This is a genomic window from Campylobacter sp. BCW_6464 (genome assembly GCF_001762775.1).
Classification (GTDB): Bacteria; Campylobacterota; Campylobacteria; order Campylobacterales; family Campylobacteraceae; genus Campylobacter_D; species Campylobacter_D jejuni.
Genome location: NZ_MJXM01000035.1, coordinates 1 through 1,697, shown reverse-complemented (window position 1 = coordinate 1,697; position 1,697 = coordinate 1). Strand labels below are relative to the sequence as shown.

The window sequence follows — 1,697 nt, the reverse complement described above, 5'->3', positions numbered from 1 at the left end:
AATTTCAAGTTTATTATCACTATTGTTAGTGATAGAACCTGAAATACCTGTATCAGAAGTAGAGGTGTTAGTGATGGAATCAAGTTTAGAACCACTTTCTATAGTGATAGCTCCTGTGATAGAAGCGCTACCTTCATTAACAAGACCACCTTCTACCTTAGCTCCACTTTCTATCTTGATATCACTACCTATAGAAGCATTACCTGTATTGATTATATTTCCTTCAAGTTTAGTGTTTTCCCCACTAACAGTAATACCACCTGTTATACTTCCTGAGCCAGAGTTAGATATGGCTTGGCCTGAAGAAGAAGTTACAGTAGCTCCATCTTCTACTTTTATAGAGCCTTCTATTTTTCCACTTTGATTAGATATACCAGCACCACTTCCACCTTCTACCCTAGAACCTTCACCAGATAAAATCATTTCTCCACTTAAAGAGGCACCATTATCCAATCTTATACCATGAACCTTACCTTTTATAATGCCACCATTTTTAAGTTCTATTTTTTGAGTTTTAGAACTTTCATTTAAGGAAATTCCATTATTGTCTCCATAAATTCCACTTACTGTGCCATCTTTTGAAGTATTTTTTCCACCATCTATATATAAATCTCCTAGAGTTTGCCATTGACCTACGAGTATTCCGGCTTCTTTTCCATAAACTATACCTCCATCTTTTATAGTAAGCGTTCCAAATACTCCATAAGCTGAACCTATACCAACATTATTACTACTTATGGTTCCAGTATTGATTATATGCTCTATAAAACCACCATATTCTAATAATATACTAGAACCCCATTCTCCTTCAGCATGTATAATTCCTGTATTTTCAACAGTTTTTATATGCTGAGATGTTACCATTATAGCAGAATGTCCTCCTTTTATTGTACCATTGTTAACAAGCTTTTCTATGGTAGCATTGCTACTTATCCATATACCATTATTCCATTGTCCACTACCAGGGGAATTAATAAAACCATTATTAGTAAAAGTATCTATTTTTGTATTTATAGCCACTCCCACTTCTGAGCCTTGTATAGTTCCGTTGTTATTAAAATTTTTTATGGTTCCTATGTTGCCTATATCTACACCCTTATTTGCACTAATAAAACCACTGTTATTAAAGGTTTGTATGTTGGTATTCTTTCCTTCAAAAAAACTCCTTTATTGTTGTCAATTATGGTTCCACTATTGTCAAATTTATCTATATTAAGAGTTCCTGAGTTGTTACCCCAAATTCCCATGTAAATTTGTCCATTAATTTGACCTGTATTTTCAAAGGTGTTGACAGCAATAGTTCCTGTAAAATTACCATTGTTTTCTATACCAATCTTACCATTAATGGTTCCATTATTAGTAAGATTGGTAAGAGTAAGAGTGTTGCTATCATTAGCATGGGCATAGATGATTTTACCTGTATTGCCTATGTTACCTAGAGTTCCATTTGATCCGATTGTTAAAGAATTTGATGTTCCATTTCCAGTAATAGTTACTTGTTGATTGTGTAAAGAATTTATAGTCGTATTGATCTTAGCTTGAGGACTATAAACACTTGCTGATCTAGTTTTAACATTTTTATTAACTTCATCATAAGTTTTTATTTCAGAATTTAATTTAGCATTAGCACAACTTGCCAAAAAAGAAATAGTAGCTAAAGATAAAACTATTTTTTTAGAATTTAAACAGGGTTCTTT

The 1,697-nt window shown here is 32.6% G+C and carries 1 pseudogene; it reads right to left on the bottom strand.

Annotated features, from left to right (window positions below):
* Positions 1–1,697, bottom strand: a pseudogene (locus AJ885_RS10595) (hypothetical protein); the annotation flags it as partial.